This window comes from Enterobacter sp. Cy-643 (assembly GCF_011752815.1).
In the GTDB taxonomy this organism is placed as follows: domain Bacteria; phylum Pseudomonadota; class Gammaproteobacteria; order Enterobacterales; family Enterobacteriaceae; genus Cedecea.
This window is the reverse complement of the sequence record NZ_VWWV01000001.1, coordinates 1,506,134-1,530,001: the sequence shown is the minus strand read 5'-3', so window position 1 is coordinate 1,530,001 and position 23,868 is coordinate 1,506,134. Positions and strand designations below refer to the sequence as shown.

General features: G+C 56.1%; 27 protein-coding genes. 11 read left to right on the top strand and 16 right to left on the bottom strand.

Translation table 11 applies throughout. The annotated features are described in order from the left end of the window. Positions 1-70: 70 nt before the first annotated feature. The 3 genes from tolA to F3J29_RS07050 all read right to left on the bottom strand — a co-directional run bounded on the left by tolA (position 71) and on the right by F3J29_RS07050 (position 2,746). On the bottom strand, positions 71-859 hold the full coding sequence (gene tolA, locus F3J29_RS07060; protein WP_166865025.1) for a cell envelope integrity protein TolA: 789 nt from the start codon (positions 857-859) through the stop codon (positions 71-73). A 7-nt stretch (positions 860-866) separates the two neighbouring features. Continuing rightward, the gene (locus tag F3J29_RS07055) at positions 867-1,739 is read right to left on the bottom strand and encodes a ChaN family lipoprotein (protein ID WP_166864283.1); all 873 of its coding nucleotides are present in this window, start codon (positions 1,737-1,739) and stop codon (positions 867-869) included. A gap of 209 nt (positions 1,740-1,948) precedes the next feature. Then, a complete protein-coding gene (locus tag F3J29_RS07050; protein ID WP_166864281.1) occupies positions 1,949-2,746 on the bottom strand; it encodes an SDR family NAD(P)-dependent oxidoreductase in 798 nt (265 codons plus the stop codon). A gap of 116 nt (positions 2,747-2,862) precedes the next feature. Here F3J29_RS07050 and F3J29_RS07045 point away from each other — a divergent pair, with 116 nt between their 5' ends. Beyond that, positions 2,863-3,807 (top strand): GlxA family transcriptional regulator, encoded by a 945-nt coding sequence (locus F3J29_RS07045; RefSeq protein ID WP_166864278.1) that lies wholly within the window; start codon positions 2,863-2,865, stop codon positions 3,805-3,807. Positions 3,808-3,878: 71 nt separating this feature from the next. Continuing rightward, positions 3,879-4,418: a dihydrofolate reductase family protein gene (locus F3J29_RS07040; RefSeq protein ID WP_166864275.1), complete on the top strand. Its 540-nt coding sequence runs from the start codon at positions 3,879-3,881 to the stop codon at positions 4,416-4,418. A gap of 98 nt (positions 4,419-4,516) precedes the next feature. Here the strand turns inward: F3J29_RS07040 and F3J29_RS07035 are convergent, their stop codons facing one another. The 3 genes from F3J29_RS07035 to F3J29_RS07025 all read right to left on the bottom strand — a co-directional run bounded on the left by F3J29_RS07035 (position 4,517) and on the right by F3J29_RS07025 (position 6,807). Next, complete coding sequence (locus F3J29_RS07035; RefSeq protein WP_166864272.1) at positions 4,517-4,903, bottom strand: hypothetical protein; 387 nt, start codon at positions 4,901-4,903, stop codon at positions 4,517-4,519. 81 nt (positions 4,904-4,984) lie between these two features. Continuing rightward, the gene (locus F3J29_RS07030; protein WP_166864269.1) at positions 4,985-6,352 is read right to left on the bottom strand and encodes a PepSY-associated TM helix domain-containing protein; all 1,368 of its coding nucleotides are present in this window, start codon (positions 6,350-6,352) and stop codon (positions 4,985-4,987) included. A 77-nt stretch (positions 6,353-6,429) separates the two neighbouring features. Beyond that, complete coding sequence (locus tag F3J29_RS07025; protein WP_166864266.1) at positions 6,430-6,807, bottom strand: DUF2946 domain-containing protein; 378 nt, start codon at positions 6,805-6,807, stop codon at positions 6,430-6,432. Between the two features lie 261 nt (positions 6,808-7,068). Between F3J29_RS07025 and F3J29_RS07020 the strand changes: the two genes are divergently transcribed. Both F3J29_RS07020 and F3J29_RS07015 read left to right on the top strand, forming a co-directional pair. After that, on the top strand, positions 7,069-7,344 hold the full coding sequence (locus F3J29_RS07020) for a metal/formaldehyde-sensitive transcriptional repressor (RefSeq protein ID WP_166864264.1): 276 nt from the start codon (positions 7,069-7,071) through the stop codon (positions 7,342-7,344). A 28-nt stretch (positions 7,345-7,372) separates the two neighbouring features. Beyond that, the gene (locus tag F3J29_RS07015) at positions 7,373-8,491 is read left to right on the top strand and encodes an S-(hydroxymethyl)glutathione dehydrogenase/class III alcohol dehydrogenase (RefSeq protein WP_166864261.1); all 1,119 of its coding nucleotides are present in this window, start codon (positions 7,373-7,375) and stop codon (positions 8,489-8,491) included. Positions 8,492-8,563: 72 nt separating this feature from the next. Here F3J29_RS07015 and katG read toward each other — a convergent pair whose 3' ends face one another. From katG to F3J29_RS07000, 3 genes are all read right to left on the bottom strand, one after another. Next, positions 8,564-10,738: a catalase/peroxidase HPI gene (katG, locus tag F3J29_RS07010; protein ID WP_166864258.1), complete on the bottom strand. Its 2,175-nt coding sequence runs from the start codon at positions 10,736-10,738 to the stop codon at positions 8,564-8,566. 264 nt (positions 10,739-11,002) lie between these two features. Further along, positions 11,003-11,560: a spermidine N1-acetyltransferase gene (gene speG, locus F3J29_RS07005; protein WP_008459155.1), complete on the bottom strand. Its 558-nt coding sequence runs from the start codon at positions 11,558-11,560 to the stop codon at positions 11,003-11,005. Positions 11,561-11,625: 65 nt separating this feature from the next. After that, the gene (locus tag F3J29_RS07000; protein ID WP_008459153.1) at positions 11,626-12,024 is read right to left on the bottom strand and encodes a DUF1283 domain-containing protein; all 399 of its coding nucleotides are present in this window, start codon (positions 12,022-12,024) and stop codon (positions 11,626-11,628) included. Between the two features lie 103 nt (positions 12,025-12,127). Here F3J29_RS07000 and F3J29_RS06995 point away from each other — a divergent pair, with 103 nt between their 5' ends. Then, a complete protein-coding gene (locus F3J29_RS06995) occupies positions 12,128-12,454 on the top strand; it encodes a YnfA family protein (RefSeq protein WP_166864255.1) in 327 nt (108 codons plus the stop codon). A gap of 67 nt (positions 12,455-12,521) precedes the next feature. Here F3J29_RS06995 and ydfG read toward each other — a convergent pair whose 3' ends face one another. Next, positions 12,522-13,271: a bifunctional NADP-dependent 3-hydroxy acid dehydrogenase/3-hydroxypropionate dehydrogenase YdfG gene (gene ydfG, locus F3J29_RS06990; protein WP_166864252.1), complete on the bottom strand. Its 750-nt coding sequence runs from the start codon at positions 13,269-13,271 to the stop codon at positions 12,522-12,524. A 135-nt stretch (positions 13,272-13,406) separates the two neighbouring features. On the opposite strand from ydfG, the gene dcp reads away from it, so the two are divergent. Next, positions 13,407-15,455, top strand: a complete 2,049-nt coding sequence (dcp, locus tag F3J29_RS06985; RefSeq protein WP_166864248.1) for a peptidyl-dipeptidase Dcp — start codon at positions 13,407-13,409, stop codon at positions 15,453-15,455. Between the two features lie 233 nt (positions 15,456-15,688). On the opposite strand, the gene F3J29_RS06980 is transcribed toward dcp, so the two are convergent. Next, positions 15,689-16,345 (bottom strand): class I SAM-dependent methyltransferase, encoded by a 657-nt coding sequence (locus tag F3J29_RS06980; protein WP_166864245.1) that lies wholly within the window; start codon positions 16,343-16,345, stop codon positions 15,689-15,691. Positions 16,346-16,443: 98 nt separating this feature from the next. Then, positions 16,444-17,112, bottom strand: a complete 669-nt coding sequence (locus tag F3J29_RS06975) for an epoxyqueuosine reductase QueH (protein ID WP_008459139.1) — start codon at positions 17,110-17,112, stop codon at positions 16,444-16,446. A 102-nt stretch (positions 17,113-17,214) separates the two neighbouring features. Here F3J29_RS06975 and F3J29_RS06970 point away from each other — a divergent pair, with 102 nt between their 5' ends. Continuing rightward, the gene (locus F3J29_RS06970) at positions 17,215-17,766 is read left to right on the top strand and encodes an AAA family ATPase (protein WP_166864242.1); all 552 of its coding nucleotides are present in this window, start codon (positions 17,215-17,217) and stop codon (positions 17,764-17,766) included. Positions 17,767-17,798: 32 nt separating this feature from the next. Here the strand turns inward: F3J29_RS06970 and F3J29_RS06965 are convergent, their stop codons facing one another. Next, a complete protein-coding gene (locus F3J29_RS06965; protein WP_008459134.1) occupies positions 17,799-18,188 on the bottom strand; it encodes an acyl-CoA thioesterase in 390 nt (129 codons plus the stop codon). A gap of 117 nt (positions 18,189-18,305) precedes the next feature. Here F3J29_RS06965 and F3J29_RS06960 point away from each other — a divergent pair, with 117 nt between their 5' ends. Continuing rightward, positions 18,306-18,494, top strand: coding sequence for a YdiH family protein (locus tag F3J29_RS06960; protein ID WP_008459131.1), 189 nt, complete (start codon positions 18,306-18,308; stop codon positions 18,492-18,494). Positions 18,495-18,537: 43 nt separating this feature from the next. On the opposite strand, the gene F3J29_RS06955 is transcribed toward F3J29_RS06960, so the two are convergent. Next, a complete protein-coding gene (locus tag F3J29_RS06955) occupies positions 18,538-19,161 on the bottom strand; it encodes a LysE family translocator (RefSeq protein ID WP_166864239.1) in 624 nt (207 codons plus the stop codon). 79 nt (positions 19,162-19,240) lie between these two features. After that, complete coding sequence (locus F3J29_RS06950) at positions 19,241-20,104, bottom strand: LysR family transcriptional regulator (RefSeq protein WP_166864236.1); 864 nt, start codon at positions 20,102-20,104, stop codon at positions 19,241-19,243. 88 nt (positions 20,105-20,192) lie between these two features. Between F3J29_RS06950 and F3J29_RS06945 the strand changes: the two genes are divergently transcribed. The 3 genes from F3J29_RS06945 to F3J29_RS06935 all read left to right on the top strand — a co-directional run bounded on the left by F3J29_RS06945 (position 20,193) and on the right by F3J29_RS06935 (position 23,099). Beyond that, positions 20,193-20,648 (top strand): multidrug/biocide efflux PACE transporter, encoded by a 456-nt coding sequence (locus F3J29_RS06945; protein WP_166864233.1) that lies wholly within the window; start codon positions 20,193-20,195, stop codon positions 20,646-20,648. Positions 20,649-20,749: 101 nt separating this feature from the next. Then, a complete protein-coding gene (locus F3J29_RS06940; RefSeq protein WP_166864230.1) occupies positions 20,750-22,168 on the top strand; it encodes an aldehyde dehydrogenase family protein in 1,419 nt (472 codons plus the stop codon). Position 22,169: 1 nt separating this feature from the next. Further along, a complete protein-coding gene (locus F3J29_RS06935) occupies positions 22,170-23,099 on the top strand; it encodes an AraC family transcriptional regulator (RefSeq protein ID WP_166864227.1) in 930 nt (309 codons plus the stop codon). Here F3J29_RS06935 and tam read toward each other — a convergent pair. Beyond that, complete coding sequence (gene tam, locus F3J29_RS06930; RefSeq protein ID WP_166864224.1) at positions 23,096-23,854, bottom strand: trans-aconitate 2-methyltransferase; 759 nt, start codon at positions 23,852-23,854, stop codon at positions 23,096-23,098. The genes F3J29_RS06935 and tam overlap by 4 nt on opposite strands. Between the last annotated feature and the right edge of the window lie 14 nt (positions 23,855-23,868).

Genomic DNA, 23,868 nt, shown 5'->3' with positions numbered 1-23,868 from the left:
AATGTCGGGCGATGGGGCGCCCTGCCGAATATTCAGCATAAAGTTAACGTTCAGGTTGTGGGGCTTAGCGCTAGCTTCGGCTAAGTTCCGTCAGGTCGAAATTGATTGGCATCGTGACGTTATACACGCCTCCCTTTAAGCGCTCCGCGGGGGGCTTTGGCAGCGGCTGGGCGCGGTCTAAAACGGCCACGGCTTCCCGATCAAGCGAGCGCGTTCCCGACGAACGGGTCAGCGAGCTGGCAACAACTGCTCCACCTGCATCCACGGTAAACGTCACCACCGCCACGCCCGTTCTGGCTCGCTGGCGGGCATCGCCGGGGTAGCGCTTGAAGCGGTTGAGATGGCCTTTGACCCGGCTCTCCCAGCTATCCTGCTGGCTGTGTTGTTTCTCGGCATCGCTGTGGTAAGGCGCAGCAATACGCGAGGACACCACGCTGGGCTGAGGAGCGGCATTGGTCGAGATAGCCGCCTGGCTGCTGTCGCTGGTTTGCTCTTTGACGTTGCGCGGCGGACGCGGTTTTTTCTTCTCGCCTTCGGCGGCTTTTTTTCGACGGGTCATTTCAATCACCGCATCTTTGGCTATCGGCAAAGGCTGTTGTTGCTTGTCTTCGGCCTGCTGCTTTTCCTCTGCCGCCGCTGACTCCTGCTGGGCAATACCTACCGGAAGCGGGACTGGCGTCGGCGGGGCTTCGATATCGTCGGCCCATTGCAGCATCACGGCGGGCGCAGGCTGCAGGGCAGACGGCGTGTCAGAGACTTGCCAGATGAGCGCTAAAAAAAGGCCCCCGTGGAGAAGCAGAGAAAGCGTAAAACCCGCGCCGCCTCTGCCCGCCAGAGATGTATTAAGCGTGTCCGTCATCCACGGTTTACCGTTTTGCCGGAGCAGGGGCGACGAACCAGACATAGTCAGCCTGGTCTGCCGTGATGCTCATGCCTTTTTCCGCCAGCATCAGCACAACCGGCTTCGAGGCGGGAGACAAGTCCTCCATATGCAGCGGCACGCCGATGCTCCTGGACGCATGATATCCGCCTGCGATCAGTAAGGCGGGCGTCGGGGCGCTCAGCAACTGTTGGGCCATATAGCGGTCGCGCTGCTGCTGAATGGCCAGCATCGACGTCAGCTGTTGGCCTTCGATATTGCCCCCGTGCATGGCAACGATCGTTTCTTTCAGCGCGGCCTGTACGGCGGGCGCGGTTGATTTTTTCCCTTCCGGGAAGCGCGGAGTTTTATAGAGGCGCATTACTTCATCGCGGTTGATATTGGCGTTGAGTAAGGGCGAGGGCGCGCGCAGAGCTTCGGTCACGACGCCGCCATACATCGCCCACGGCCAGCCTTTCTGCCAGTGAAGCAGTTCCTGGATTCGGCTGTCCCGCACCTGCGGATCCTCTTTTAGCCAGGCTTTTACCTGGTTGATGCGCGGCTGCTGGCTGGCGGTCAGCATCTCCAGCAAGACGCTGCCCTGAGGGCGCTCTTTTTGCAGATTCTGCAGCAGCCAAAGCTCAATCTGATGATGTTCGGCGTTATCGTGCTTTTCGCCGACGATAAGCCGCTGAGCGCCGGCGAGCTTGACCAGCAGCTGCCGGTCGGTCAGCGGCTCACCGCTGTGTAAATCAATGATTTGCCCCTGCGTGACGTCGACATGGCTTGCCGCTTGAGGAGGGAGAGTGGTTTGGCTGCAGGCGCTGAGGCCCAGGCTGGCTAACGCTATCAAAGACGTAAGGATCAATTTTTTATGCATATCTTTTGCCCGGAGGTAGCCTTCACTGGCTGTTAGTCTTGATGTCGATCAATTTACCGCGGGCAGGATGTTAACAAATAAAACATTTAAATGATACTCATTATCATTTAAATATTCTTACGGGCAGGTGATTTGAGCGACAGTAAGCGTTGATAACAGCAAAAATGCCGCCTGAGGGCGGCATCTGTAGGGCAAAATAGCGTGAGCGGTTAGCGGGCGTAACGCGGCGCTGGCTGAGAAGCGCTCAGATGCGAGCTAATCACCCGGCGTTCAGCCTCCCAGTTATCCCATTCGCGGCCATCCTGTAACGAAGGAATGGTCACCTTCTCACCGGCATCAAGGCCGGCGAGCGCGGCATCCACCATATCTTCCGTGCTCATCACCCAGCTTTGCGGCAGATTTTCGTGGCCGCCCACGCCGGCAATATTCCAGAAATCCGTGGCCGTGGCGCCAGGCAGCACGGCCTGAATACGCACGCCGGACTCCGCCAGCTCCTGCTGCAAAGAGTGGCTGAATGCCAGCACGAACGCTTTACTGGCCCCGTAAACGCCGTTCAGCAATTCAGGGGCAATAGCGACAACCGAAGCAATGTTAATAATGGTGCCGTGGCGGCGGGCGGCCATTGCCGGGGCGGCCGCATAGGTCAGGCGAGTTAACGCAGTCACGTTGAGGTCTATCATCGCGGTCATTTCATCCACGCTGGATTCCAGCACGCTTTCTTTTGAGCCAAAGCCCGCGTTATTTACCAGCAGCGTAATAGACTCGTCGTTTTTTAGCCGCGTTTCGACCTGCAGCAGCTCTGTCGCGTTACCCAGATCGGCGGGAACGACCTCCACCGATTGCCCGCTTTCTTCACGAATGCGCCGGGCGACCTGGTTCAGACGGTCCGTGTTACGAGCCACCAGAATCAGGTTATAACCGCGTTTAGCCAGGCGGGCCGCGTAGACGGCGCCGATCCCGCCGGATGCACCGGTGACGAGGGCTGTGCCCGTAGATGTGTTGCTCATTGTGTAGCTCCTGAAAAGGGGTTAATGGACGAAAGCAACATTAACACTGGCTTTTTGTGTCTCAAATGTCATATAACCGTCTTTTTATGACACCATCAATCACGGCGGTCTGCCACATGCAAAAGGTCGGTTTTGTTGTTACTCCCGGGTATTCCACCATGGGATTCGCCGTCATTACGGCATTTGAAGTGGCTAACCTGATGGCGAGCGAGCCGGTGTACGAGCTGCATTTGCTGTCTGAGCAGGGCGGCGGGGTGCCTACGTCGGCAGGGTTTGAGGTGATGACTGAGTCAATGGCGGATACGCAGTACGATCTCCTGCTGTTTGGCGCCACGATGGAACAGGCTTCCCCCGCGACGATTGATTTTGTTCGCCAGGCGGCGGTCTATGCGCGCCGCGTGGCCGCCGCCTGCCTCGGGACCTTTTTATTGGCCGAAGCCGGGTTGCTGGAGGGCCGGCGGGCCACCACGCACTGGATGTATGCGCGAGATCTGCAGCAGCGTTTTCCGGGCATCAGCGTGGAAGAAGATAAGATTTTTATTTGCGACGGGCCTTACTGGACCTCTGCGGGGATGACGGCGGCCATCGATCTTGCGCTGGCGCTGATTGAAGACGATCTTGGGGCAGACATCGCGCGCACTATCGCCCGGAAGCTGGTGCTCTATCATCGGCGCGCCGGTGGGCAGTCGCAGTTTTCCTCCCTTCTTGAACTGGAACCTAAATCTGATCGTATTCAAAAAGTGATGACTTACGCCCGCGCGCACCTGGAAAACGCCTTGAGCGTGGAAGAGTTAGCGGCAGTAGCAAATTTATCGCCCCGGCAGTTTAGCCGCAGCTTTCAGGCCGAAACCGGGCAGTCGCCCGCTCGCGCGATCGAACACCTGCGCCTGGAGTCCGCCCGGATGCTGCTTGAAACCAGCGCCCGCTCTATCGATGAAGTGGCCCGGCAAACCGGATTTGGCGAGCGGGACAGAATGCGCCGGGCGTTTCTTCGCGCCTACGGCCAGCCGCCGCAGGTGATACGCCGCCAGGCGCGAGGAGATGAAGAACTGCAAGCCTAAATCTGGCAGTGGCGATGTGTGTTTATCTCTGTATTATCAGGCGAATAATTGTCTGACAGAGAGAGAACAGTATGGCCAATTTAGTCTATTACGTCGCCGCGACGCTGGATGGTTACATTGCCGACCAGCAGCATCAGCTGGACTGGTTGATGAATTTCCCGCTGGGGGACGACGCCACGCCATACGATGCGTTCTATCAGACCGTCGGGGCGGTGATTATGGGGGCGGAAACCTACAACTGGATTCTGGAAAACTCGCCAGAGGCCTGGCCCTATGCCGATGTCCCGGCATTTATCGTCACGCATCGTTCGCTCTCGGTGCCCGCAGGGCAAAATATCACGCTGGTGCAGGGTGAAGCCGTCAACATTGCCGCGCAAGCCCGCGAAGCCGCCAAAGGCAAAGATGTCTGGCTGGTAGGCGGAGGTAAAACCGCCGCTATGTTCGCCGAAGCCGGAGCGCTGCAGCGCCTGTTTGTCACCCAGATCCCGGTCGTTATCGGGGCGGGGATCCCGCTGCTGCCGGTGAGTAAGGCGTTGAGTTTCTCTGCAGTGAATCAGCGCGTGCTAAAGAGCGGAGCCATCGAGTTTAATGCTGATGTGAGTAAGGTGTAGAAAACTATTCAGGTGATAGGTTTATTTTTCGCCGCTTACGCCATCTTTGTGAACGATGGCGTAAGGTAGCCAATAACGGTAGCAACCCAGGATGGTTTTTACTTCCGATATAAATTGCCCTGGCCAGACCTCGCTCGCCCCCAGATTTCTTCATCCGTCAGCGTGGTTTCAATTAGCTCGATGGGAGCCCCATTGTCGTTAATGACGGCCACAAAAAAGTCATCAATGGGTTCATACGGCTCCAGGATGACATCCTCTCCTTCGATAGCCTTTGACAGATTATCAACTTTGAACGCCACGTGTGGCACGGTTTTTAGCAGAGGATGCAGCGGTGATTCATCGGTAAATCTGTGCCACTGGACGCGAAATTTACCCGGATTATCGGCGGTATACATCCCGGCTTTTTCACTGTAGGTACCTTCAGTCAGACCATCCTGCAAGGGAATACCAAAATGATGGAAGGTGTAAGTTACGTCAGGCTTCATGCTGCCTCGCTGATTGGTTTCGTCACTGTTTTCGATATAGCCCAGCCATTGAGCTGGCTGGGCTGAATACGCATTTTGCCATTACTCCGTCTGGCGCGCGGCAGAAAAATCGTTGGCCCGGCGCCAGCGAACCACATCGACGCCAATAAACATAAGCAGGCTGACGCCGAGTACCGGCATGGCAACACCGAGCAGAATCGCAATCATCAGAACCGATACTCTTCCACGGAGGGATAAATCGTACCAGCCCTGCGTCAGCGTCAGGAGCGGATTGTACCTGGCAGGCGTGGGGCGACGTATCCACCACAGGCGGTAGCCCATGACAATCATTACGCATAAGCCTGTACCGAAAGTAATCAACAGCAATTGATTAGCCAGGCCAAACAGCACGCCCATGTGAAAGTCCACGCCCCATCGGGTCAGCTTTGCCATCAGGGGAAACGTTTCAAATCTGGTGTGGTCCACGATTCGCATCGTGGCAACATCGATAGCCACAGCGTCGACTTGAGTCGGCCAGCCGCGATCAATTTCTGTCACAGTCCAGGCTTTGTCGTGACTTTTGGCTGGCCTTATCTCGATAGCGTTTGCATCAATCCCGGCGCTTTGTGCTAACTGACGCGTTTTATCAAACAGGGAAAGATCCGGCGACATAGCCATGTTCATGGGCATAGTCATCCCGGCATGATGTTCTGCATGCAGGTCCTGCGCACCGTTTGTGCCGCTGAGTTGCGTTTTAAGCTGAGGGGTTTCCCAGCTGAATGCCGCTCGCAGCAGATCCACATTGCCGCCTGCCCACTGCGACCAGGTTAAACCGGTGGCAGAGAACACCAGCATACCTGCCAGCAGTAACCAGCCGAGGGTCACATGCCGGCGGCGGGTACGCTGGACAAGATTATTCATTCGGCGTTTGGGGCGGGTATAAAACCAAAGTGCGATCCCGCCACAGGCGACAATCCACATCCACGAGGCGGCTAATTCACTGTAAAGTCTGCCTGTTGAGCCTAATAGCAGAGAGCGATGCGCATAATCTATCCATTGACGCAAAGGCAAAATGCCCGAGGTGCCATAGACCGTCATGTCTCCCTTTACGGCCAAAGTGATGGGATCGATGAATATAGCCCGGCTTTCAGAATTCCCCAGGCCCGGCGTGTTAAACATTACGCGGGTTGTCACGCCGGGGAGCATTCCCGGACGAACGGCGTAGAGCGGCAAATGATCGCCCGTGACTTGCCTGGCTACGGCAATCTGTTCAGCAAGAGAGTGAGCTTCACCGCTGGTGTTTGCCGTTAGCGCATCATGATAAATAAACTGCTCCAGTTGAGGCGTGGCAACGTAAAGCGTGCCCGTTAGCGCTGCTATAAAAATAAAAGGCCCTACAAATAAACCAATAGCAAAATGCAAGCGACGCAGAAAATTTATCCAGGCCGCGCGCGGGGTGCAGGTGGTCATACTTTTCCTTAATACAAGCAAAACGAAGTTATGGCGTTAAAACGCCCATATTTTTAGTTTTCAGCAGGTAAAGTCGTTTATGCCGGAGGCGCGCGAGGATGAGGGTAAAGCCAGGCAAAGAAATGCCGTATTTCGAGTAAAGGTGATGAGGGTTGAAAGCCCTGGAGCAAGAAAAGAGTATGAAGTGGGGTAATTAGCTCTGGCTGTATGCCTGGCATATGCGACAGCAGTACACAGTAACCGCAGGCCTCAGCGCGATCGATGGGCATCAAAACCGGTTTATGCCCGGCGTGGTGCTCATCCATTTCCATCATAGAGTGATGCATCATCGCCATTGGCGATTTCTGCAGAGAAATCGAGACGAGCGGCGCCAAAACGATCAGGGCAAGCGCAAACAGCGCCAGCCCTGTGGCGATAACTCTGCTACGACCACGATGAAATCGATTCTCTGCCATTCTTCCCCCAGACTGCCGGAGGAGTGTAAATGATTTGAGGCGGTGAGGTTAACAAATGTTGTTAGTGCTGGCGCTGGCCTGCTGTTTCTTCAGATTAAAAAGAAGGACCGCCCAGGGGATATGGCGGACACATGAACCCCGATAGATTCGCTGAATTTGTTAATTTTCCCACAACCGACTGATAATTAGATAAAATATAAAGTTATCAATAACCTAAAAATTAAGGTACTATACCCCCCTACAGTATCTAAAGGGGCGGTTATGCCACATTCTGCGGAAGACAAAAAACGCATCTTGACCCGCGTCAGGCGCATTCGCGGCCAGGCCGAGGCGCTTGAGCGCGCGCTGGAAAACGGCGATCCGTGCCTCGCCATTTTGCAGCAGATCGCTGCCGTTCGCGGGGCAGCCAACGGCCTGATGGGCGAAATGATGGAAATTCACCTTAAAGACGAGCTGGTGACCGGCGACACCTCCGAAGAGCAGCGTGCGCTGCGGATGGCGGAAGTCGGGAATTTGCTGCGCTCTTATCTAAAATAAAAACACCCTCACCAAAAGGAACAAAACAATGAAATCACGTGCTGCGGTGGCCTTTGGGCCGGGTAAACCTTTAGAAATTGTTGAAATCGACGTTGCGCCCCCGCAAAAAGGTGAGGTGCTGGTGAAAATCACCCACACCGGTGTGTGCCATACCGATGCTTTCACGCTGTCCGGTGACGATCCGGAAGGCGTATTCCCGGCGGTGCTGGGCCACGAAGGCGGCGGCATCGTGGTGGAAGTGGGCGAGGGCGTGACCAGCCTGAAGCCGGGCGACCACGTTATTCCGCTCTACACCGCAGAATGCCGCGAGTGTAAGTTCTGTAAATCCGGCAAAACTAACCTCTGCCAGGCCGTCCGCGCCACGCAGGGCAAAGGCCTGATGCCGGATGGCACTACCCGCTTCTCCTACAACGGCGAGCCAATTTATCACTACATGGGCACCAGCACCTTCAGCGAATACACCGTGGTGGCGGAGATCTCCCTGGCTAAGGTCAACCCTCAGGCACCGCTGGACAAAGTGTGCCTGCTTGGCTGTGGCGTGACCACCGGCATCGGCGCGGTGCACAACACGGCGAAAGTGAAGGAGGGCGATACCGTGGCGGTATTCGGCCTCGGCGGGATTGGTCTGGCGGTGATTCAGGGCGCGGTGCAGGCTAAAGCCGGGCGAATCATTGCCATTGATACCAACCCGGAGAAATTCATCCTCGCGCGTGAAATGGGCGCCACCGACTGCATTAACCCGAAAGATCACGAGCAGCCGATTCAGGATGTGATCGTTGCGCTGACCGACGGCGGCGTGGATTACAGCTTCGAATGCATCGGCAATGTGAACGTGATGCGTTCCGCGCTGGAATGCTGCCACAAAGGCTGGGGTGAGAGCGTGATCATCGGCGTGGCTGGCGCAGGTCAGGAAATTAAAACCCGTCCATTCCAGCTGGTGACAGGCCGCGTCTGGCGCGGTTCAGCGTTCGGGGGCGTTAAAGGCCGTACTCAGCTGCCGGGCATGGTGGAAGAGGCGATGGCGGGTAAAATCAATCTCGATCCGTTCATTACGCACCGTATGCCGCTGGATAAGATTAACGAAGCGTTTGACCTGATGCATGACGGTAAATCCATTCGCACCGTGATCCACTTCGGCGAAGAGTAAGCCGTAAAAAGGGAAGGCGCAGGCCTTCCCTTGTTGAGATAAAAACAGGAGGCCAAAAGCCTCCTTTTTGTTTTACTGCTGCAGGTCGAAACGGTCGAGATTCATCACCTTCGTCCACGCGGCGATAAAGTCTTTGACGAACTTCTCTTCGGCGTCCTGGCTGGCATACACTTCCGCCAGGGAGCGCAGCACGGCGTTAGAGCCAAAGACCAGATCGGCGCGGGTGCCGGTGTATTTCACTTCCCCGCTGAGACGATCGCGGCCCTCAAACACCTCGGAGCCTGCGTCAGCGGCTTTCCATTCGGTGCGCATATCCAGCAGATTGACAAAGAAATCATTCGTCAGCTCACCCGGGCGAGAAGTCAGCACGCCGTGCTGGCTTTCATCGTAGTTAACGCCCAGCGCGCGCAAGCCGCCGATTAAGACCGTTAACTCAGGTGCCGTCAGCGTCAGCTGCTGCGCCTTGTCGATCAGCAGCGCTTCGGTTGAGGTGGCGTTCGCAATGCGGCGATAGTTTCTGAAGCCATCGGCGGCCGGTTTCAGCAGCTCGAAGGACTCGATGTCGGTCTGCTCCTGAGTAGCGTCCACGCGTCCCGGGGTAAACGGTACCTTGCTGTGGCTGGCTTTCTCAATGCCCACCACGCCGGCCAGCACGATGATATCCGCCAGAGACGCCTTACCGGAGGCCTTTTGAATTGCTTCCAGCACCGGCAGAGCACGGGCCGCCACGGCGTTGACTTCCCAGCCGCGCTGTGGAGCAAGAGCCAGTCGCGCCCCGTTGGCACCGCCGCGCTTGTCACCGCCGCGGAAGGTTGAGGCAGAGGCCCAGGCCACCGAAACCAGCTCGCTGACGGATAGGCCGGAATCCGCAATCGCAATTTTCAGCGCGTCGATATCGGCGCTGGACGGCGCGTGGATGGCTTTCGGCAACGGATCCTGCCAAATCAGATCTTCTTTTGGCACTTCCGGGCCGATGTAGCGCGCTTTTGGCCCCATATCGCGGTGCGTCAGTTTATACCAGGCGCGGGCGAAGGCTTCGTTGAAGGCCTGCGGATCGTTCAGGAAGCGGCGAGAAATTTTCTCGAACTCAGGATCGAAACGCAGCGTCAGGTCGGTCACCAGCATCGTTGGTTTACGTTTTTTGGACGGATCAAACGGGTCAGGAATAATATCCGGGCCGTTGGTTGCCTCAAACTGGATGGCACCTGCCGGGCTGCGGGTTTGTACCCAGTCGTAGCCGAACAGGTTTTCGAAGAAATAGTTGCTCCACTGGGTTGGCGTTTGCGTCCAGACGACTTCGAGGCCGGAGGTAATGGCATCCGCGCCGGCGCCGCTCTTGTAGCTGTTTGCCCAGCCAAGACCCTGCGCCTCAAGCGGAGCATCTTCCGGATCTGCACCAACGTGAGTGGCGGCCGCAGAACCGTGGGTTTTGCCGAGCGTGTGGCCCCCGGCGATCAGGGCGACAATCTCTTCGTCGTCCATCCCCATGTTGCCGAAGGTGGCGCGGATAGCTGGCGCCGCGGAAAGCGGGTCGCCGCTGTGCTCAGGGCCTTCCGGGTTGACGTAGATCAAACCCATTTCGGTTGCGCCCAGCGGGGCCTGTGCCAGCGATTCCGGGTGACGGTGCTCAAGCCACTCTTTCTCAGCCCCCCAGTTAACGTCGAGATCTGGTTCCCAGACATCTTCGCGCCCGGCACCAAAGCCGAAGGTGCGGAAGCCCGCATTTTCCAGCGCCACGTTACCGGCGAGAATAATCAGGTCTGCCCAGGAAATTTGCTGACCATATTTTTGTTTAATGGGCCAAAGCAGGCGGCGGGATTTATCGAGGCTGACGTTATCCGGCCAGGAGTTAAGAGGCGCAAAACGCTGTTGACCGCGTCCGGAGCCACCGCGACCGTCGCGGGAGCGATAGGTTCCTGCACTGTGCCACGCCATACGGATAAAGAGACCGATATAGCTGCCCCAGTCGGCAGGCCACCAGGATTGAGAATCCGTTAACAGCGCTTTGATGTCGCCTTTCAGGGCGTAATAATCGAGTTTGCTAAATTCTTTGCGGTAGCTGAAGTTTTCGTCCAGCGGGTTGGAGCGGTTGGAGTGTTGATTCAACAGGTCCACGCGCAGCTGGTGCGGCCACCAGTCCTGGTTGCTGGTTCCCTCGCCGGCGATATCCGTGCTCTGGCCGTGGTTAAATGGGCACTTTCCTGCGCTCGCTGAGGAAGCATTGTGTAAGTCAGTAGAATTGCTCATTTTGCTCTCCGTTATATGTATGCCCGACAACGATAATCTCTACGATCGATAATTAATATCTGGATGGGCCTACGAATTTGATAGCCGTTGCCTTTTAAACGCAAAATTTTACAGCCCTATTATTTTAGTTCTGATTGAGTGGTTTGCAGGAAAAACCCGTCTGATTGTCTGGAAAATAGACGAAGCGGCAAGAAGACTGGTGAGAGAAACAGGGGAAGGACAGATGAACGCTCGCGCAGGGCGGCATTCATCTGTGAAAAGCGGTTACTGAGCCGTCGGCTTCAGCAGGGTTTTTTCCGGGGTTTTCTGCGCCAGGAACTGCTGCTGGAAGATGCACATCCGAATGGCATCGCGGTACTGGCCGTTAATAAAGAACTCGTGGATCAGCTCGCCTTCCACGATAAAGCCCAGCTTTTTGTAGATATGTACCGCTTTTTCGTTCTCTTTATCGACAATCAGGTAGAGCTTATAGAGATTGAGCACGGTAAAGCCGTACTCCATGGCCAGTTTGGCCGCGCGCGAAGCGAGTCCTTTGCCCTGGAACTCCGGCGTGATAATTATCTGAAACTCCGCCCGGCGGTGGATGTGGTCGATTTCGACCAGCTCAACCAGCCCGGCATTCACGCCGTTGCAGTCGATGACAAAGCGGCGCTCGCTCTGATCGTGAATATGTTTGTCATACAGGTCAGACAGCTCCACGAAGGCTTCGTAAGGCTCTTCAAACCAGTAGCGCATGACGCTGGCGTTGTTGTCCAGTTGATGGACGAAACGGAGATCTTCGCGCTCAAGCGGGCGAAGACGAATAGGCAGTTCGTTACTCATAGCAAATCCTTGCGCTGATGATGGTGAGGCTTCTTAAGCAGAAGCCTCGTTTGAGATGGGCACTATTATGGATTGATCGCGCGGCCGGTGCGGCGATCCAGGCAGCGCAGGGTGTTCGGCTCCCAGTAGGCGTTCACGTTGGCGCTCTGCTGGCATTTGTCGAAGGTATCCTGGGCGGCATCTTGTTTGGCCCAGTCTTTGTCTCCGCGCGCCGACTCACGGTCGAACACTTTTTCGTTATGGCGGTTGATCTTCTGGCGCAGGGTACGGGTGTCATTCCACTGCTCTTTTTCTTCCGCTGCGCGCTGGCGGGTCAGGGAGTTCTCCTGACCACCGACGCCGTTCGTTCCGCCCGGAACAACGATCACGTTAGTATCGGCCTGGGTTGGCATAGAAACCATGAATGCAGCTCCCAGCAAGGCTAACGGCATCCATGACAAAGACTTACGAAGGATTGAGTTCATTGCGATTTCCTTTTTAGTTTAATAAAACTAATCATATCATTGAGGCTGATTCGCGCCTAATGTCAGAGTTAGTGGGCATCATTATTACTGAAGAAAAGACAATATGATCAAAACAACGTTGCTATTTTTTGCCACCGCTTTGGCGGAGATTATTGGTTGTTTTCTGCCCTGGCTATGGCTTAAACGCAACGGCTCTCCGTTGTTATTGCTGCCAGCGGCGCTGTCGCTGGCGATTTTTGTCTGGCTTTTGACGCTGCATCCCGCGGCCAGCGGGCGCGTCTATGCGGCCTACGGCGGGATTTATGTGGTGACGGCGTTGCTCTGGCTGCGCGTGGTCGACGGCGTGAAGCTCAGCGTTTACGACTGGACCGGAGCGGCCATTGCTTTCTGCGGGATGCTGATCATCGTTGCTGGCTGGGGCCGGGCCTGATCGCTATGTGATCAGATAAAAAAAACGGGGCTGCAATGGCCCCGTTTCACGATGACTTTCGCCAGAATTACCCTTCGCGATGGACGCTCAGACCGGCAAACGTCTGGCTGACCGGCATCATTTCCAGGGTGTTGATATTGACGTGTTTCGGCAGCGTAGCCACCCACCAGACGGCTTCGGTAACGTCTTCCGGCGTCAGCGCGTTGGCGTTTTCGTAAGTTTTTCCGGCTTTGTCATCGTCGCCCTTAAAGCGAACGTTGGAAAACTCGGTGCCGCCCACCATGCCCGGTTCGATGTCGGTCACGCGAACGGCTGTTTTATGCAGGTCGGTACGCAGGTTCAGGCTGAACTGGCGCACGAAGGCTTTGGTCGCCCCGTAGACGTTGCCCCCGGCGTAAGGCCAGCTGCCCGCCGTAGAACCGATATTAATAATGTGGCCGCGATTGCGCTCGACCATGCCCGGCAGCACGGCGCGGGTCATATAAACCAGGCCTTTGTTGTTGGTGTCGATCATGTTTTCCCAGTCATCGACGTTGGCTTTATGCGCAGGCTCCATGCCCAGCGCCAGCCCGGCGTTATTGACCAGGATATCAATCTGTTGCCAGTCGGCCGGCAGGGACGCCAGCGCTTCTTCTATTGCCGCGCGATTGCGTACATCCAGCTGCAGCGTAACCAGGTTGTCGCCCAGCTCTTCTTTAAGCTCCAGCAGGCGTTCCTGACGGCGGCCGGTGGCAATAACCTTATGGCCATTCTTAACGAAACGGCGGGTAATGCTTTCACCAAAGCCCGCGGTAGCACCCGTAACCAGTACAATCATCTCTCTGTTCCTCAACGCTTTTGTCTGGCACTACCTTAGCACGCTAACGGGCCACGGTAATCTTAGTTTTTCTTTTAAAATACGAGTCTAAATGCGCTATAACTACCCCCACATTCAGGTCACCGGGAGTAGAGGATGTTGCAGAGCAACCCGTTTTTCCAGCCGAGTTTATTGCCTTATCAGGCCCCACATTTCGATGAGATAACTAACGAACATTATCGACCGGCTTTCGATGAAGGTAAGCGCATCAAGCGCGAAGAAGTTGCGGCCATTGCCGCTGATCCGGCGGCGGCGACGTTTGAAAATACCTACCTGGCGCTGGAGAAAACCGGCGCGATGTTGGGCCGAGTGACCACCGTGTTCTACGCCATGACGTCGGCACATACCAGCGATTTCCTCCAGCAGCTTGATGAAGAATTCTCCACCGAACTGGCTGAGCTTGCCGATGAAATTCGCCTGAACGACACCTTATTCGCCCGGCTGAATCGCGTTTATCAGCAGCGCCACGACCTCAATCTGGATGCGGAATCCCTGCGGCTGGTGGAGGTGACCTGGCAGTCGTTCAAGCTCGCGGGTGCCACGTTAAGCCAGCAGGATAAAACGCAGTTGAAAGCGCTAAACAAAGAAAGCGCTCAGCTCACCAGCCAGTTCAACAATCGTCTTCATGCGGCGGATAAAGCCGGCGGGCTGGTTGTGGACCAGGCTGAGTCGCTTCAGGGTCTTAGCAGGGCGGAAATTGCGGCGGCGGCACAGGCGGCGGCTGACAAAAACCTGCCGGGGAAATGGCTGCTTCCTCTGCTGAATTTCACCCAACAGCCCGCTTTACAAAGTCTGAGCAACCGCGCCACGCGAGAAGCGCTTTTTGAGGCTGGCTGGATGCGTGCCCAGCGCAACGATGCGAACGATACCCGTTCTATCGTTGCTCGTCTGGCTACGCTGCGGGCTGCTCAGGCTCAGCTTTTGGGCTTTGAAAACTATGCGGCATGGAAAATGGCCGACCAGATGGCGAAAACCCCTGATGCGGCGCTGCGCTTTATGCGGAATATTGTTCCTGCGGCCACCGGGCGCGCCCGACGCGAGCTGAAAGATATTCAGGACGTGATTGATGCGCAAAATGGAGGATTCCAGGCCAGGGCATGGGACTGGCAGTTTTACGCTGAGCAGGTGCGTAGCGCGAAGTACGATCTCGATGAAGGGCAGATCAAACCGTATTTTGAACTCAACGGCGTGCTGACCAACGGTGTGTTCTGGGCCGCCAGCCGGCTCTTCGGGCTGCGTTTTGTGGAACGTTTTGATATCCCGACTTACCACCCGGATGTTCGCACCTGGGAGATTTTTGATAACGACGGGCGCGGCATGGCGCTATTCTACGGTGATTTCTTCGCCCGCGACAGCAAAGGCGGCGGGGCGTGGATGGGGAACTTTGTTGAGCAATCCACGTTGTTTGACGCCATGCCGGTTATCTACAACGTTTGCAACTACACCAAACCGGCCAGCGGCGAGGCCGCGCTAATTTCCTGGGACGATGTCATCACGCTGTTCCACGAGTTTGGCCACACGCTGCATGGCCTGTTTGCTACCCAGCGCTATGCGAGCCTTTCAGGGACCAACACGCCGCGAGACTTTGTGGAGTTCCCTTCGCAAATTAACGAGCACTGGGCAAGCCATCCCGAGGTGTTTGCTAATTACGCGCGGCATCACCAGACCGGCGAGCCAATGCCGGAGTCGCTGCGCAGTAAACTTTTCCGCGCCGCGCAGTTCAACAAAGGCTACGACATGACCGAACTGCTGGCGGCGGCGCTGCTGGACATGAACTGGCACAGCCTGGCGCCAGACACGGCCATCGACGACGTGGCGCGTTTCGAAGCTGAAGCGCTGGAAAAAGAGCACATCAATCTGGCCGAAGTACCGCCTCGCTATCGCAGCAGCTATTTTGCCCATATTTTTGGTGGCGGCTACGCGGCGGGTTACTACGCCTATATCTGGACGCAAATGTTAGCGGACGACGGCTATCAGTGGTTTGTCGAGCAGGGTGGGCTCAGCGCCGAAAACGGCCAGCGCTTCCGGGAAGCGATTCTCTCAAGGGGCAACAGCAGCGATCTGGAAGCGTTGTACCGCGGCTGGCGAGGGCACGATCCGCACAGCGAGCCGATGCTGAAAAACCGCGGGCTGGCGGAGCAATAACATTGAAGAAAGCGCTCTCACTAGTGTAGCCGCAGTGAAATCGCACTTAACGCAAACTGCAAAGCCCTGATTTGCGTTAAGTGCCTTAAAAATCAAACAGAATATATCCGTGCAATTTACAAGGTTGCTGGCTATAAATTGCAAACCTGCTCGGGAAAAAGCAGGGTACTTCTGGGTTATTTTGAACGATTACGGGGCCTGATCGATGTCGGCAGGCTCCCGGATTTTCCCTCTTAATCGCGGCGTCCGCTGGCGGTAAATAACGCGACTGTTCCTTCAATTTTTACGTCGACCCGTTCGAATCTCGCGGTCAAAACATCCTTTAGCAGCCCTGCTGAATCTGGCCGATTAGAAAAGATCCCTTTCTTGTTATAAACGTTCATTAGTTTGCGGCCAAAAGCATTGTGCGCCACGCCTTCACCCAGAATCGTCGCGCCAAAGAGCGTACCTTCTGTTTTAAGCGCACGGGCGATGTTATCTATCGCCAGCGCTTTGTCATTGAGCGAACCTGGCAGGCAGTGCAGCAAATAGAAAAGTGAAATGGAGTCAAAACGATCGTGCCAGCTCTGCGGCAGGGGCTTAAAAACGTCATGCTGCAGATGGTCTTTGACTCTGTGGCCCGCTTTTGCCGAGGCCGCCTGCAGGCTGCTGGCGTTCAAATCCATCAGGGAAAGTTCAACGGTGGCAGGCAGGTGAGGCAGGTAATAGCCCGTTCCCACGCCGATATCCAGATGATTGTCGCCGGCGTGGGCCTTGAAATGCGGGAGAAGAACGGTGTCCGTCGGGCAACGCCAGGCGTACTGATTTGAGATCTTTAACACCCACCAGTCGTAAAGTTTTAGCGTGACGGGATTGTAAGCCCTGGCGCCAGCGTCAGTATTATTTTGCATAGTTCCCTCTGGTAATAATTCAAAGAGGAAATTAAAACAGCTGCCCTTATTACGGGCAACCGTTAATTAATGCAAAAATGTGTCAGTCATTCAGCGGGTTAAGCCTGAGATGACTCATCGTCTTTGCCGTAGAACAGCTTGCCGATTTTAATCATCGGACGGTTATTGGCTTTCCGGTGCAGGTTTGTGTCGCGCAGGGAATAGACGCAGCCGCAGTATTCCTGCTGGTAGAACTGTTCGCGCTTGCTGATTTCAATCATCCGAGCGGAGCCACCCTGTTTGCGCCAGTTGTAATCCCAATAGCTCATGCCTTCATAAGGCGCGGCGGCGCGGTGCCCGCAGTCGTTAATCTGCTGCATGTTTTTCCAGCGGGAAATCCCCAGCGAACTGCTGATGACATTAAATCCGTGCTCATGGGCGTAAAGTGCGGTACGCTCGAAACGCATATCAAAGCACATGGTGCATCTCACTCCACGCTCCGGCTCCCACTCCATCCCTTTCGCACGCTCAAACCAATTATCGGTATCGTAATCCGCATCCACAAACGGCACGCCGTGCTGTTCCGCAAAGCGAATGTTTTCATCCTTGCGCAGTAAATACTCTTTCTGCGGGTGAATGTTTGGGTTGTAGAAGAACACGGTGTATTCGATACCGGACGCGTGTATGGCCTCCATGACTTCACCCGAGCAGGGGGCGCAGCAGGAGTGCAGCAGCAGTTTCTTCTCGTTGTTAGGCAGGTTCAAAACCGGCCGGATAAATTCTTGCATGCGGGTGATCCTAAGTCTTATTCACTTTTTTGCCAGAGGGTAGCAGGAACGAGGGCGTGGAATCACCATAAATCAGTAAAGAAAATAATGTTTGGGAGGTTTATGAACAATATTCAGGTGAAACGCGTGGTGCTTACCGGCGGGCCAGGTTCCGGGAAAAGTACTCTTATTAATGAGCTCAAGCGCCGGGGTTTTGATTGTCAGCCGGAGGCCGGGAGGAGCATTATTCAGCACCAGCAGCAAATTGGCGGGCACGCCTTACCCTGGCAGGATCCTGCGGCATTTGCTGAGCAGATGCTTGGGTGGGAAATGCGCTCCTGGTATGGCGCAGACGAAAAACAGACTTATTGTTTTTACGATCGCGGCGTGCCGGACATCCTGGGTTATCTCACCCTGATGCAGTTGCCCATTCCGGATCATCTGTTGGAAGCCGTTAGACGGTTTCCCTACCATTCTGATATTTTCCTGGCGCCGCCCTGGAAGGCTATTTATGCCGGGGATGCAGAAAGAAAGCAGAGCTGGGAAGAGGCGGTGCAGACGGCTGCAATCATGGCTGACACTTACGGCAAGCTAGGGTATCGGTTAATCGTGTTGCCGGAGGGGAGCGTGGAGTGGAGAACAGATTACATCCTCCAGGCGCTGGAGGAAGGTTAGCGAAGAGCGCGGTTGCCCTTCGCTAATCGATGTTAAAGCTGTTCCAGTGCGTTCAGAACGGCTTCCGGCATGGAAGGGCGGCCATTGGCCAGGCAGGTGGCGACAAACGTCGCTTCGGCATAGACCACACCGTCAACTTTGATCTGTTGGGCAAAGTTGACGCGATTGCGTTTTTCGTTGCGTTCAAGCTGGCAGGTGACTTCAACGTTGTCGCCTTTCTGCAGGCTTTTACGAAAACGCAGGGAGTACTCCAGCACCATGTAGAGCTTGCCCTGGCGAAACTCTTCCTCGATATCAATGCCGAGCGCCTCGCGCATGTAGGCGTGGCGCGTCCACTCCATGTAAAACGGATAGTACAGGCCGTCGACTACGCCCTGAAAATCAATATGGCTTTCATCCACTTCATAATGCTTAGAAAACATGTTTCAGTCCTGATGTTGTTATGTCAGTTGTGCGCCAGAAATCCGGCATTGGCTGTTTTTTGCACAGCGCGTTAGTGGTACAATAGTGTCGATTTCACAACCCAACAGAGGATTACCATGGACACCGAGATAACCCCAACCACCTTAGCGTTTGAATTTCTTCGCCGTGAACAAGAGCAGTTAACCCCCGCGCAATTCCTGATCCGCCTGCAGCAGCTCAAGCTGGAGTTTGCCGATCTGCTGGGTTTAACTCACCTTGAGCTGCGTGAAGAGATTTTCCATGCGCACCGGTTGGGGATTCACTGATCCCTCTCTGTCTGAGCCACCGCAAGCGGTGGCTTTCTGTTTTTTAGCGTGAGAAGAAAATCAGCTTCAGCCCCAAAATCCCCATCACGCCGCCCGCTAAGCGGTCAATCACGGTTTTAAAACGCAGGTAAGCATTGCGCGGCTTCTCTGAAGACAGCACCAGCGTGACAATCGAATACCATCCCGCATCAATCACAAAGCACAGCACCGGCAGCACGACGTAGTAAAACGCCGGGATCTCGCGCGGCAGCAGCGCGGTAAAAATACTGGCGAATACGACGGCGGTTTTGGGGTTGCTCAACTGCGTGAATAGCCCATCGCGGAAGGTTGCCACCATGCTTTTATCGCTTTTGCCCACCGCACCCACGTGCAGCGGTTCGCGCGAGTGTTTGATTATCTTATAAGCCAGCCACAGCAGATAAAGCCCGCCGGCTATCTTGATCCCGGTATAAGCCACCGGTACCGCCAGCAGAAAAGCCTGCAGACCCAGCAGCGCCATCAGCGAAAATGCCGCCGCCCCGACGCCGGTACCCAGCGCGGTCACCAGCCCATGCGCGCGTGAACGCGCTACGGCATTTTGGGCGACATAAACAAAGCTTGGGCCGGGGCTCATGGCGCCCAGCGCGATGGTGGCGGTAATAGCAAAAAGGGGAGTGATAACGCTCATTTACGGGATCCTGTTGGTGGAATAATGTTTTTTAACCTGAAATCCGTGTGGGTGACAACCGCAAGTGTGTGCCGAGTTATTACCGCCGCTCGCGCAGCCGGTCTATCAGCCAGCGGCCAGCTGGCCCAGGCGGCGTTTTGTTCGACCAGGCGACATCCACCTCAAGATTTTGCGGCCAGCCTTCCACCTTCAGCGGCTTAAGCACGCCGTGTCCAAACTGGTTAACCAGCCAGCTCGGCAAAATTCCCCAGCCAAAACCCTGTTCCGCCATTTCAAGCAGCAGAAGTAAAGATGGGGACGACCAGATAGGGCCGCGTGCGGCGACCTTGCCGGGACGCACAAAGGTCTTAAGCACCAGCTGCCGCACGGTATGTAGCTCATCCATTCGCACCTCTGCCTGCTTCGCCAGCGGATGATCGCGATGGATGAAAATGGTCATTTCTGCGCCGACCTGAAGGCGGGCGACGGTGATATCCGGCGGGTAACTTTCCTGAACCCGCAGGACGCCGACGTGGGCGCGGCCAATCTGCAGGCTATCAATCACGTCTTCATCCTCAGCAATAATGCATTCAAATTCGATGTCCGGGTAACGCCCGGAAAACTGCTGCAGGATGGATTCGTGGTGGGCGGTTTGCCACATGTCGGAAAGCACAAACGTCAGGCGCGGTTCGACGTTGTCGGCCAGCCTGACGGAAACTTCATCCAGCCGCTCGCTGGCGGCAAAAATAGCCTGTACATAGGGCAAAACTCGCTGCCCGTGCGGGGTAAGCGTGGGCTGCCTGGCGTGGCGATCGAATAGCGTCACGCCGAGGTCAGCTTCCAGGTTGGCAATAGCGCTGCTAATAGTGGACTGGCTCTTTTTCAGCTTGCGTGCGGCGGCGGAAAAAGAACCCGTTTCAACGGCCTGTAAAAAGGCTTCCAGTGATTCCGGGGAGTAACGCATAAACTATCGCTTTTATCGATGGCTGTTAGCTATATCATATCAATAATTACGATGATAATGGCGACCTTGTGAAAAAGGAGTCATCAAAATGAAATCGCAAAACAACAGAAGCCTGTCTGAGCGCATTGTGCATGCCGTCGGCTTCGAGGCTATCGCCATCGGTATCTGTGCGCCAACCGCCGCCTGGCTAATGAACAAACCGCTTTTCCAGATGGGTGCGCTGGCTATCATGCTGTCCACCGTCGCGATGGTCTGGAACATTATTTACAACGCCGGGTTTGATAAATTTTACCCGCCGTCACTCAAGCGTGGTATGGGCTTGCGCGTTGCGCACGCGCTGGGCTTCGAAGGGGGTTTTATTCTGATTGGCCTGCCGCTTGCCGCCTGGATGCTGAATGTCACGCTGCTGCAGGCGCTGATGGTAGAGATTGGTTTCTTCCTGTTCTTCCTGCCGTACACCGTGGCTTATAACTGGTGTTACGACTGGCTGCGCGCCAAACGTTTTCAGAACGTGGCCAGCAGAGAGATGAAAAAACAGTCCTGATTTGCAGGATTGTGCAAGCATCAAACAGGATTGCGCTACAGGAAAACGGGCGTGTTCGACGACACTTTAAGCGTCAGACACAACCCCCTGGAGCGCAATAAATGAGAACCATCGATACCCTCTATATTAACGGTCAGCACGTCACGCCCCACGGCACTGAGGTGCTGACCTTAATTCATCCCGTCAGCGAACAACCTGTCGCTCAGGTTCGCCTGGCAGACGAAGAAGACACCCGCCTCGCCATTGCTGCGGCAAAAGCCGCATTTCCGCAAATGCGCCTTTCCAGCCGCGAACAAAGAATGATTTGGCTCCAGCTGCTGCACGACGCCGTAAAAGCCCGTGAAGACGAGCTGGTGGAGACCATGGTGGATGAATACGGCTGCCCGGTCGCTTTCGCCCAAAGCACCGTGGCGCGGTCCTACAACAGCTTCCTGCAGGCAATCGATCTGCTGAAAGACTACGCTTTTGAATCACAGGCGGGGATGGCGAAAGTGGTCATGGAGCCGCTGGGCGTGGTTGGGCTCATTACTCCCTGGAACGCTAACTACGGCTTTATCGCCGGCAAACTGTCGATGGTGATTGCTTCCGGCAGCACCGCCGTTATCAAGCCCAGCGAGCTCAGCGCCCGGCAAACGGCGATAATGACGGAATGCCTGCATGCCGCCGGGCTGCCCGACGGCGTGATTAATATCGTTACCGGCCTGGGTAATGTGGTTGGCGCGGAAATCACGCGCCACCCGGATGTGGCTAAAATCTCGTTCACTGGCTCAACGGCGGTGGGCAAAACGATTGCCCGTGACGGGGCGGCAACCATGAAGCGCGTCACCCTTGAACTGGGCGGCAAATCTGCCAACGTGCTGCTGGACGATGCCGACCTCGATACCGCCATTCCGCTGGCGCTGCAGGTGATGAGCTGGAACAGCGGCCAGGCCTGTATCGCAGGGACTCGCCTGCTGGTTCCGGAAAGCAGGCTGGCAGAGGTCAAAGCGCAAATTCTCAAACACCTGCCTGGTCTGGTACCCGGCAACCCGCGGGATCCGAAAACCAACATCGGTGCCGCCGTGACCGCCCGCCAGTACCAGCGCGTGCAGGAGTATATTCGCAGCGGGGTTGCCGAAGGGGCGGAACTGCTTTGCGGCGGAGAAGGGCGTCCCGAAGGGCTGGCAAGCGGTTACTTTGTGAAACCGACGGTGTTTGTGAACGTGCGCAACGACATGACCATTGCCCAGCAGGAAATTTTTGGCCCGGTGCTGTCGGTAATTACCTACCGCGATGACGCAGAGGCGGTGCAGATAGCCAACGATACGGTTTACGGCCTGCAGGCCTACGTGAGCGGGAAAAATGCTGAACGCACGGCAGCGGTTGCCAGCCAGCTCATCGCCGGGCGCGTATTCGTCAACGGTGTTTATGATGAACCGCTCGCGCCGTTCGGCGGGTTTAAACAGTCCGGACTTGGCCGCGAATTTGGCACTTACGGGCTGGCGGCGTATCTTGAACCCAAAGCCATCATGGGGCAGTAATATGCAATCAACCGAGCGGCCTTCGGGCCGCATTATTGAAGAACTCCACCAGCGTGTAGCCCGTCGTTATCCGGCGGGCGGCAGCGGGATGAAAGAGCTGGGCTGCGCGCTGCCGTGGCTCAGCTTTATTCGCATCGAACAGCCGACATTGCTCAATCGCGGGATGCTTTCCCCGTCCATGTGTATGGTGTTGCAGGGCAGCAAAAAGATGCTTATTGGTGACAACGTCACGGAATATGGCCCCGGCAGCTATTCGCTGGCCGCCGTGGATATGCCGGTCTCCGGGCAGGTGACCCGCGCCAGTGAAGCAGAGCCTTACTACGGCGTGCGCATCGACCTTGACGGGAAAGAAATTGCCGACCTGATCATGAACATGAACGTGGTGCTGCCGGACGGCAATGGGGAGAAAACCGGGGCCTGGGTCGCCGCCGCGGAAGAAGAGCTCCAGGGTGCTTTTCTGCGCCTGGTCAGGCTGCTGGACACCCCGCAGCATCTGCATGCCCTCGCGCCGCTCATCAAGCAAGAAATTCTCTACAGGCTGGTCATCGCGCCCGCCGGCGCATCGTTCTGGAAACAGGCGCTGGGCTGGGCGCAGGGCAAAGGCGTAGGGGAAGCCATTAACTGGATCAAACAGAATTATGCCGAGCCGCTGGTCATTGATGAGCTGGCGAAGCGCGTCGGCATGAGCGCTTCCAGCCTGCATCACCGTTTTAAAGCTCTGACCATCATGAGCCCGCTGCAGTACCAAAAACAGCTTCGCCTGCTGGAGGCACGACGCCGTTTATTGAGCTGCGAAGGCGATGTGGCAAGCGTCGCCTGGAAGGTGGGCTATGATTCCCCCTCCCAGTTTAACCGGGAGTATCGCCGGGCATTTGGCGCGTCGCCGCTGCAGGACATTGATGCCCTGCGCCAACAGGGCACTTCATTCTAGGCCGTTTTCCGCGCCACAATAAACAGGCGGGGAAACGGCATCAGCACGTTGCCGTCATGCTGTTTGCGATAGGCGCGCTGCAGCAACTGGTGGTAGCGCTCAAGAAACGCCTCCTGCTGAATGGCGTCCAGCCCGTGCAGGTAAGGGCGCAGGCCCGTCGAGCTTAACCACTCGATGATGGCGCGGGCGGACGGCATGACGTGGAAATACGTCGTGCGCCAGATATCCACCGTGCAGCCGCTTTCGGCCAGCAGATCGTAATACTCCTGAGCCGTCAGTAAAGCTTCGCGGCTCGAGCGTGAGATCCCCAGCTCATCCGCAACCTGGCGCATCAGGGTATGCGTGGGTTCCTGCCAGTTATCGGGCATTTGTACCGCCAGCACGCCGCTGTCTGCCAGCTGTGCGGCGAGATGTGGGAAGACCTGTTTATGGTTGGCTATCCACTGCAGCGATGCATTGGCGAAAATCACATCCTGCTTCACGGCGGGCTGCCAGCTGGCAATATCCGCTTCTTCAAAGCGGCAGTCGGGCAGCGCGGTACTGGCTTTGGCGAGCATCGCGGGAGAGTTATCCAGCCCGGTGATCGTGGCCTTTGGCGCCAGATTACGCAGCAGTGCCGTGGAGTTGCCTGGGCCGCAGCCTAAATCGGTATAGGTGTTTGCGCCAGGGTGGTTAATTCGGGCAACCAACTCAGCGGCCGGGCGGGTACGTTCAGCTTCAAACTGCAAATAGAGCGCGGGGTTCCAGTCCTGCATCGTTTTATCCTCGT